This window comes from Desulfosporosinus sp. I2 (genome assembly GCF_000960765.1).
Taxonomy (GTDB): Bacteria; Bacillota; Desulfitobacteriia; order Desulfitobacteriales; family Desulfitobacteriaceae; genus Desulfosporosinus.
In genome coordinates this window covers 1-9369 of sequence record NZ_JYNH01000170.1, presented here as the reverse complement: position 1 = coordinate 9369, position 9369 = coordinate 1, and the positions used below count along the sequence as shown (strand labels likewise).

The window sequence follows — 9369 nt, the reverse complement described above, 5'->3', positions numbered from 1 at the left end:
CCTCAGAAGATAACTGTTTCACGGCCATTTAATATCCTTGGAATTAAATCTTGGGAAATAGTGCATGAGCAAATTGAAGTACACGGTAAACCATTTTGAGATTCCTCCATTCTCCCTTTCATCATAAGGAACGGATTCCTCTTTTGCAAGCTGTATGGAATAGTTTATTGAGATTAGGGAAATCTATCAGAGGGCATCACACTCTATTGGAGTGTAAGGCCCTCTTTATTGATTGATCAATCTTCAATAAAGATTTAAGGTTTAAATTATATATTCTTTTTTTGATATATCTGATATACTAATTAGAAAACTATCGGGAAGGGAGCTAATCATGCAGTCCAATCGTATAATCAATCATGCAGCACTAACCTTTGATGATGTTCTCATTGTTCCGGCCAAATCTGAGGTTCTACCTCGGGATGTCGATGTTAGCACTTACTTGACGAAAACGATTAAACTAAATATCCCGCTTATGAGTGCTGGTATGGACACTGTAACAGATTCCCGGATGGCGATCTCCGTTGCCAGAGAAGGCGGAATTGGGATTATTCATAAGAATATGAGCATCGAGCAGCAAGCCTTAGAAGTAGATAAGGTTAAACGATCTGAACATGGGGTTATCACGGATCCGATCTTTTTACATCCCAGCGACAGTGTTATGGAAGCTTTAAAATTGATGGAGCGTTATCGAATCTCCGGGGTTCCTATTACTGTCGATGGAAAACTGGTTGGAATCCTAACAAATCGTGATTTGCGCTTTGAGAAAAACTATAATCGTCTAATTTCTGAAGTGATGACCAAAACTAATTTGGTGACAGCACCTGTCGGGACAACCTTGGAGCATGCCCAAGAAATATTAGGACAACACAAAATTGAGAAATTACCTCTTGTGGATTCAGAGGGGATGCTTAAGGGACTTATTACGATTAAGGATATTGAAAAGGGACGGCAGTATCCGAATTCGGCCAAGGATGAAAGTGGTCGTTTAAGGGTAGGGGCAGCCATCGGAGTCACTTCTGATACCTTGCTGCGAGCTGAGGCGTTAGTGAATGCTCGAGTCGATGTTCTTGTTCTTGATACAGCTCATGGACACTCTGTAGGGGTCATCGAGGCAGTGCGGGTCTTAAAGGAGCGTTTTCCGACGACTCAGTTGATTGCTGGGAACGTTGCAACGGCTGAGGCTACTCGAGAACTCATTGAAGCTGGCGCGGATGCTATTAAAGTTGGGATCGGTCCAGGATCGATCTGTACGACTCGAGTGGTGGCTGGAATCGGGGTACCTCAAATTACAGCGGTTATGGATTGTGCAGAAGAAGCTGATAAATATGGTATTCCTGTGATCGCAGACGGAGGAATTAAGTTCTCTGGTGATATCGTAAAGGCCTTGGCAGCAGGGGCTCGAATCGTTATGATTGGAAGTCTTTTTGCTGGCACGGAAGAGAGCCCGGGGGATTTAGAAATCTATCAGGGACGTAGTTTCAAAGTTTACCGTGGGATGGGCTCGATCGGTGCTATGAAAGAAGGTAGCAGGGATCGATATTTTCAAGAAAATAATCAAAAACTCGTTCCAGAGGGCATTGAAGGTCGTGTCCCCTTTAAAGGACCAGTTTCAGAAACGATCTATCAAATGATCGGGGGGCTGCGTGCTGGGATGGGTTATTGCGGTACTTCCGATGTAGAGGCTCTCAGAACCCAGACGAAGTTTATTCGTATAACAGCGGCGGGACTTCGTGAAAGTCATCCACATGATGTGACAATTACTAAGGAAGCTCCAAATTATAGCTGATTAACAAACTTCGAGTGGAGTTAAACTCCACTTAAGATAGCTTTATATCAGAGACTATGAATATTATGTTTTTAGCATTGAATAGAGAAGCTTTGGGAGAGAGGGTGACTCTCTCTCTCTTTATTGGCTTGATGGAGGTAGCGGTACACATGAACTCAGTATTTTGGCGCTATCTGCTTCTATTAAGCTTGCTCTATATTTTTTGGGGCCAGTTTTTTGTTGCGGGTGGTGTAATCAATCAAGTTGCTTTTAATTTTGCCCTTTTTTACCCACTTGGTTTTTTGGTGGGCTATCGTCATCAGGCTGAGTATTGGCGCACAGCATACCTCACGGCCTTTATCTTTAATCTTTTATCGTATGTAATGGCTAGTGTGCTAGAGATCCCCATCGAAAGTTGGCTCATGGTTATCCTTGATTTTTTTAGCCTTTTCATGGTTCTTAAGGTCGGAATGTATATGGGAAGGCGGTCCCAATCAGAGGATTGATATACATGTGTTTGGTGAGTGTATTTAACCTTTCTTCAGTCAAAGAAAAAGAATTTATAAAAAAGATTCATTATACCCCCTTTACAAGAAGGAAATATATGGTAGATGGAGAATGACTATAAAAGCTCATTCACCTGCTAACATTGATATGAAGGGGGATTTATGGTGACGGAAATGTCTCGTAGAGAGCGTAAGAAAAAAGAGACTCGTGAAAGAATTTTCTCTAATGCTATGCAACTTTTCCGCTTGAATGGTTTTACGGCTACCTCAGTCGATCAGATTACGCAGCGAGCCGATGTTGGAAAGGGTACATTCTATAATTACTTTTCTACGAAAGAAGCAGTTGTGTTGGAGTTTTCTCGTCGTTCTTGGCAAGATCTTGTCGACAAGGGTCGCCAACAACCGAGCATGTCCACTCGCCAACGATTAGGGAACCTTTTATACGATTGGGCAGAGTTCATGATAAAAGACCGTGAAATTGCTTGGGTTACTGTGCGAAATCGTGAAGGAGCAAATTATGATTTGAGTTTACATTATGCGCTGATGGCAATTATAACGGTCGGACAACAAAACTGCGAAATCAGTGGAGAATTCGATCCTGCTTTTTTAGCAGAAAGTCTAGAAGGTATGATGGTTCAGCATTTTATTCGTTGGTTTGTTTCAGGTATAGGCGATTTACACGAGGAATTAAATCATGCACTCCTGGTTTTTTTAGACGGGCTTTCGGAAAAGAAACAGGAGGCGTGAATAACATTCATATCCCTCTGTTGTTACTCATAAGGTAACAGCGGAGGGATTTTTAATGGTTACACGATACTCACCGAGAAGTCTCGGGCTATGGATGGGACAGATGGCAGTTGGTCCTCACAATGATATATCGGATGTGCCAGGTGTCTTGGTGGGGAGTGTGTCCTTAGTCCGTGGAGTTGGTCCCTTAGATTCTAACGGAAGGGGTCCGGTTAGGACAGGTGTGACTGCTATCCTACCTCGTGCTAACCTTTATCATCAGCCCTGTAAGGCGGGAATCGAGGTAATAAATGGCTATGGGAAGTCGATCGGTGTTCCGTTTATTCAAGAGATGGGGCTCCTTAATTCTCCCATTTTATTGACAAATACTCTGAGCGTTAATGACGTGGGCAGTGGAGTGATCACGTATTTACTGAAGAAATACCCTGAGATCGGAAATGATGCGCGAACACCCAATGTAGTTGTCATGGAATGCGATGATTCATATCTTAATGATATTCGTGGGCGCCATGTCAAACCATGGGATGCAATCCTTGCACTTCAACGTGCTGCAAAAGGACCCATTGAACAGGGAAATGTCGGCGCTGGAGTTGGAATGTCCTGTTTTCAATTGAAAGGAGGAATTGGAAGTTCCTCACGCCTTGTTCTAGAGCAAAGCGGGCATAGCTATATTGTGGGGATGCTTGCTCTGGCGAATTTTGGAGTTCTCGAAGATTTCCTCTTAGCGGGTGTTCCAGTTGGAAAATTTCTTTCTCTGCCAGCTATGGGATATGTCCCGGGATCGTTGGTTTTAATTGGGATCACAAATGCACCCTTATCGCGCTGGCAATTGAAACAACTTGCCCGTCGGGCTAGTTTAGGAATAGCCCGTACTGGTTCTATTTCAAGAACTGGAAGTGGCGATTTTTGCTTAATGGTTAGCACTGATGTCAATGAACACAACACGAATCAGTCTTTATCCGACTGGGCATTAGATGAGTTCTTCAGAGCTGTGGTGGAATCCACGGCAGAAAGCATTTGGAATGCTCTTTTTTTCGCCCAAACCATGGAAGGGAGAGATAGAAATATTCGCCTTGCCTTGCCAATTAGAAAAACGTTACAGATTGTGCGAAATTGGAAGGGAGGCTTTTCACATAATTTGTCATGATCTTCCCACTTAGCGCGTAAACATCCTTAGAGGAGAAAACCTAAGGGAGGTTCATTGTGGGTATTACCTGGAATTTGGTCTGGGAAGCTCATCCAGATGTATTTGTTGTGAGAAACTGGAAGGAGTATACAGACGACAAAAAAAAAGCAAGTCGTCTCCCAATGCAATTTGCTTATTTTATGGGCGGCGAAACGACTTTACGAGTTGGGATTATCGCAAGTTCTTCGGTTCCTAATGAAGCGGAATTTCTTCTTGCCGGGTTACTATGGGGAAATCGCCTCAGTAATGGGGCGAAAACTGTAATATATTATGTAGCCCCTAATTTTTCAACGTCATTTTTAACCGGGCTTGCCAAAATCGGGGGGACAATTTTTGCGAGGGCCGTTTACTGGCGTGAAAAACTCACACCCAGTTTATACCCCATTCCCGAGAAACAACCCAGCAACCAGTTGCGTTACTCTCTGGGAGAGGAACGTCCAGATTGGAAACGCTGGGGAGCGGGTTTAAATCCTGTAGTACGTCAACAATTGACGACTGTAAATTCATTTTTTAGTAATTTAGCAAAACGAAAGGTTCGTATTGAAATTAAAACTCAGAGTATCAGTTTTCTCTGGGGTTACTTTGAGATTGCCGAAATGCGACGTAAAGGGAAGAAATTTGAACTTAATACCAAAGTGAAGTGGTTAAAGAAAGGAGAACAGATGGTCAAGTGGCAAAAACAAGGCTGGGTAGATTCTTCTGGGTCACTTAATCCTGAATTTTGCACTGCTATTTTATGCATTCTTGACTACCTAGAATCTTTAGAGCAAGCGGGTAAACTTCGTACTCAGGAGCTGCTGGCTTTGTTACTTCATCAGGGAGATGGGATCTTAAAGTCACTATGGGGGGCGCAATGGTCATGGCCTTGGCTTCCTAAGGAGCGTGGCGAAAGCTCAGTGATGGAATTGGAAGGATGGTATTATTTTCAAGGGAATGGGCAGTTAAGTGTTGTATGTCCAATTTTTGAGAAACCGCTGACTAAAGCTGCTCAAAGCATTCTTCTAGCGAGTGTATTAGAAAAAAGCACGCTTTTAGCCTATGCCAAAAATGACCAAGGCAATTCTCTAGTTTGGGATGGTCGAGTTCATTGGTTGACAGCTCTAGGCAAGCAAGAGGAACTTCGGCGCTGGTACTGTTGGTTAAGCGATGTCGATAAATTTCCTATCTGGACATTACCGGAAAATTGGCAGGAAAAAGGAATATATGAATTAAATTGCCAGAGTACTCTCATAAATAATTCATTTATGCAGAAAGGTTACTCGTAATGGTTGCTAGACTAGGAAAATCGATCAATACTTCAGTTCCATTCGTTCCTATAGAATCGCAAATGTGTAGCATACCATGATGGGCAAGTATAATTTGCTGAGCAATGGTTAACCCTAGTCCAGTTCCTTCCTTATGGGTGGAAAAGAAGGGATCAAGAACCCTATTACGTAAGTTTTCCGGAATACCCGGTCCGTTATCAATAACACTGATTCTTACATGAGATTCATGATCTGTAAGACGAATGATGACGCTTCCTCCTTGGGGGGAAGCTTCAATTGCATTTTTTAGAATAGATAGAAGAGCCTGGAGAAGTTGCTCAGGGTCTCCCATTATATAGACAGCATTAGAGGAGAGTTCAAGAACTATGGTAACTGCTTTTCTATCTCTCAAGGGTTGAATTAATTGAGTTGTTGCATGAATGGTTTCTGCAAGGCTGAGTAGTTCGATTTGAGGTGCCGATGGGCTTGCAATGAGGAGAAATTTACTTAAGACTTGTTCAATAGTATAAATTTCATCGAGCACGAGTTGTTGATACGGACGATAGGACTCGGGCCATTGCTCAGGTGTAATCAACTGCATAAACCCTTTAATGGTTGTCAAGGGGTTGCGAATTTCATGCGCTAAGCCAGCTGAAACTTCGTTAATAATGGAGAATTTAGCTATTTGTACATAGGCTTCCGAACACTTCTTTTCTTCACTAATATCGAAAAGTGTTAAGAGTGTTCCCGCAGGAATATTGTGGTTTAGCAAAGGTCGAGTTTGGAAGCGCAAGTACTTAGTTTCCCGTTTCGGGGTTTTCCAACAGAATTCACCCACTTCAGGTAGCTTATTTGGCTGAAAATTATTTAAGATACCTAATACTTTAGAGATCGGTTGGCCAACAAGAGAGGATTTTGTTAAGCCTAATAGGTAGGTTGAACGAGGATTTGATTCGATAATTTCTCCTGTCTTATCTAATAAAATAATAGCTTCATAACTATAGTCAACGGTTTTTATTAAAGGGGGATTTTGCCAAAGTAGGGCCCTCATGGTGTTGATGTGATTTTGATGTCGTGCGCGTTCACGAGTCTCCTTCCAGTTAAAGAGAATAATGATGGCGAGCAGAAATATGAGATGCACGATGAGTAGTGGGCCAGAAGGAAAGATGGAATAGAATCGCGTACTAACCATAAGCAAGGTAATGCTGAGGATCCAGACTTTGCCCCAGCTGCTGAACCAAAGTTCGAACCAAATAATGAGTGTGAAAAACGCAATGAATAGAAGTATAATGTGGATAGGGCGAAAAATTGGTGAGACATTAACGAAAATTATAGCTATAATCAAGAAAGCAGTTAAGACAATGAAAATACTTTGTTTAAAGAGAGAACGGAACCGTATTTTTAGGGAAATCACATTTTTTTCTCCTTTCGGAAGACTGTCGGAAACACACTATCATAGTTTATCATATATAATCGTAAAATAATGTAAAAAAAAGGAGATATTATAAAAGGTAAACAGTGTAATAATAGGCTTAAACACTCAAATTTACAGAGTTTAAAATAAAAATTTATCTCTAAAATCCGACAAATCAGCTGTAACTATCCTGTAGAGCAGGTTTATTAATTTAGCCCCTGACTAATCAGCGAGTCTAGGTAAATAGGAGTGAAGATTCTGAACCGAATGAAAGCTTCGGCATCTAAAAAATACATGCAACTATATAATATTTATTGTATAATTATGCAAAACGACAAAAGGAGTATTACAAATGAACTTGCGTAAGGCACGAATAGCGGATGTTGAAGAAATGATGTTATTAATTAATAGCAACGCTGAACAAGGACTCATGCTTCCAAGATCAAGAAATATGCTTTATGAAAACATTCGCGAATTCTTGCTTGCTGAAGAGGATGGACAATTGATTGGGGTTGCGTCCCTTCATATCCTTTGGAGTGATTTGGCGGAAATACGAGCGTTAGCCGTTGCAAATGGCTACAAAAGAAGAGGAATCGGAACCCAGATTGTGAGAACCCTTGAAGAAGAAGCGAGAGAATTGGGTTGTTCGAAACTTTTTGCTTTAACCTATCAGCCTCAATTTTTTAAATACTGTGGCTACGAAGAAGTCAGCAAAGACCAAATGCCTCAAAAAGTATGGACAGAATGCATCAACTGTATAAAATTCCCTAATTGTGATGAGATAGCTGTAAGTCGCACTTTATAAGGAACAGGAGCCTTGCTCTAATTAAATTAGATTACTACATAAATCACCGAGTCGTGAGACTTGGTGATTTATGTTTATGGAACAATTTCCCTCTTTTTAACATAGACCATATTAAGATATGTGAAAAATGAAGCGGAGAGAGTTCTATGGAATTATATAGAGAAGTCCAGAGAGGGCTTGACCAGTCACGGAATTTTGTCTCAGAGGGACTAACACAAATCTTATCTGGAAATCTTGATGAAGCTCATGGTGTATCTTCAAGTCCTGGGGCTACGGCACTTGCCTCTTTAGCTCTGTTGGCAGTCGGGCGAGGATACGAGCTCTCTCATCAGAAAGGAATCCAATGGTTAAAACAGCATTATCTAGGTGGTTGGGGGAAGTATCCAGGTGCCAAGCCAGATGAGGAGATAACGAGAATTGTCGGAATGGTTCTTAGGGGAAGTCAAGGAGGGTGGAAAGCAAAACTTAAACTTTTGACTCAAGTGCGACGATTCTCTAATGTGATTCTATCGTTAGGACAAAGGGTAGTTCCGGGACTAGAGGGGCCTGCCCCGGAAGAAATATTACTACCGACGATTCTCGAAGATAGGATTTTAGCCAAGTTACCACTCTATGGTCGGCCAGTTGTTGTGGCTGCGTCACTGCTTGCCTCCAACTCTCAAGAGGGAATACAGAAAGGTCTTCAATATCTCCAGAATACGCAAATGTCAGACGGTTCTTGGGCAGAGGATATTATCGCAACGAGCATGGGAATACTTGCACTCATGAGTAAGGGTGTCCATATCGAACTCTCCCAAAGGGCTGCCCAGTGGTTGGTTTCCAAACAGTATTCAAGTGGTGGGTGGCCCGCCTTTGATCAACTCAAGATATGGGCTATTGGATGGGCCTTAAGCGTATATTCAGAGACAACTCAAAAACCTTCAGATATCCGATGGCTAAATCAAGCAATCGATTGGCTTAAAATGGGTCAGAATGAAGATGGTAGTTATGGAAGTACTCCACCTTTTACCCACCCGGACTTGGACGATACAGCAGTCGCATTAATTGGTTTGCATCAGGTATTGGGAGGACAGAATCAGTTGGGAGTGCAGCTGTTGAAGCGCTTACAAAATGAAGATGGAAGTTGGGGAACATTTCCCAGCTTTCAAGGGATACCTCCTCAGGTTACGTCAGAGCATCCAGTTTATATTCCAAGTGTTGACGTAACTATTCATGTTCTAGAGGCATTATGGCGTAGTTCACGATTCCAAGATGAACAAATTTGGCGGGGTTTAAATTGGGTTTTAAAGCAGCAAGATGACCAAGGTGGATTTCCGGCTATTTGGTTCGAGGGGACAGTATATAGTACAGCTCAAGCCTTAGAATTACTCAGTAAGTGGAAGTTTCGATGGGAACGATGGAACACGGCTCGCAATATCCTAATGGCAAGGAAAAAGGGACAAATCTTTCTTTTGAATGCTCAGTTTTCCGATGGAGGTTGGGGTTCAGTCGTGGAGACTAGTTTGGCTATTTCAGGGCTATTGAGATATTCAAACACTGCTAAGGAGGTCCTGAAAAAAGGAATTGTGAACCTTCTTTCAGCTCAAAACACGAATGGTTCTTTTGAACCCTCTTATCAAGGAGTCTATGCAAAGGGCTGGAATTACGAAGAACCGTTATCAACTGCTCTGACAGCCATTCGCGCTTTGCAACGCTTTCAACC

General features: G+C 42.1%; 8 protein-coding genes. 7 read left to right on the top strand and 1 reads right to left on the bottom strand.

All coding sequences use genetic code 11. The features are described from left to right. Positions 1-331 precede the first annotated feature (331 nt). The 5 genes from guaB to UF75_RS22840 all read left to right on the top strand — a co-directional run bounded on the left by guaB (position 332) and on the right by UF75_RS22840 (position 5469). Positions 332-1786 (top strand): IMP dehydrogenase, encoded by a 1455-nt coding sequence (gene guaB / locus UF75_RS22860; protein WP_045576838.1) that lies wholly within the window; start codon positions 332-334, stop codon positions 1784-1786. 56 nt (positions 1787-1842) lie between these two features. Then, the gene (locus tag UF75_RS22855) at positions 1843-2271 is read left to right on the top strand and encodes a hypothetical protein (protein WP_242860396.1); all 429 of its coding nucleotides are present in this window, start codon (positions 1843-1845) and stop codon (positions 2269-2271) included. A gap of 165 nt (positions 2272-2436) precedes the next feature. After that, positions 2437-3018 carry a TetR/AcrR family transcriptional regulator gene (locus UF75_RS22850; protein WP_045576836.1) on the top strand — a complete coding sequence of 194 codons (582 nt, stop codon included), beginning with the start codon at positions 2437-2439 and terminating at the stop codon, positions 3016-3018. Positions 3019-3073: 55 nt separating this feature from the next. Further along, positions 3074-4165, top strand: coding sequence for a P1 family peptidase (locus UF75_RS22845; RefSeq protein WP_045576835.1), 1092 nt, complete (start codon positions 3074-3076; stop codon positions 4163-4165). Between the two features lie 56 nt (positions 4166-4221). Beyond that, entirely contained in the window at positions 4222-5469 is a 1248-nt protein-coding gene (locus tag UF75_RS22840) for a hypothetical protein (protein WP_045576834.1), read from the top strand. Here UF75_RS22840 and UF75_RS22835 read toward each other — a convergent pair. After that, positions 5447-6640, bottom strand: a complete 1194-nt coding sequence (locus UF75_RS22835; protein WP_242860395.1) for an ATP-binding protein — start codon at positions 6638-6640, stop codon at positions 5447-5449. The two genes, UF75_RS22840 and UF75_RS22835, sit on opposite strands and share 23 nt — an antisense overlap. 574 nt (positions 6641-7214) lie before the next feature. On the opposite strand from UF75_RS22835, the gene UF75_RS22830 reads away from it, so the two are divergent. Both UF75_RS22830 and UF75_RS22825 read left to right on the top strand, forming a co-directional pair. Further along, positions 7215-7667 (top strand): N-acetyltransferase, encoded by a 453-nt coding sequence (locus tag UF75_RS22830; protein WP_045576832.1) that lies wholly within the window; start codon positions 7215-7217, stop codon positions 7665-7667. Between the two features lie 146 nt (positions 7668-7813). Beyond that, on the top strand, positions 7814-9369 hold a 1556-nt coding region (locus UF75_RS22825; RefSeq protein WP_045576831.1), incomplete at its 3' end, for a prenyltransferase/squalene oxidase repeat-containing protein.